The 274-nt window shown below is 40.5% G+C and carries 1 protein-coding gene; it reads left to right on the top strand.

Annotated features, from left to right (window positions below; genetic code table 11):
- A partial coding sequence (locus tag GNE10_RS35165) for a hypothetical protein (protein ID WP_185570586.1) occupies positions 1-274 on the top strand: 274 nt, incomplete at both ends.

Genomic DNA, 274 nt, shown 5'->3' with positions numbered 1-274 from the left:
GTTTAGAAGATTGTTTCAAAATTCTTAAAGACAATCCGGTTCAGGTTGACCAAAAACTAGAGTCCTTATTTCTTGGGGTTTCTGATACCCTAAAGGCGCTATTAGAACAGTTAAGCGGGCCGTTCGGTTTATCGGAAGAAGTTGCTAATACTTTGATGTCGGAAACTGAGCCAGTTTTTCAATGGCTACATGAGCATTTGGAACAACTGGTACAAAAAGGTGGCACTGCTGAAATTGGTGATCATGCAGTAAGTAAGCCAAACACAGCAGATAT

It is taken from the genome of Nostoc sp. 2RC (genome assembly GCF_014222165.1).
GTDB classification, from domain to species: Bacteria; Cyanobacteriota; Cyanobacteriia; order Cyanobacteriales; family Nostocaceae; genus Nostoc; species Nostoc linckia.
Note: the sequence above shows the minus strand (reverse complement) of the source record. Positions and strands in the feature narration are given on the sequence as shown.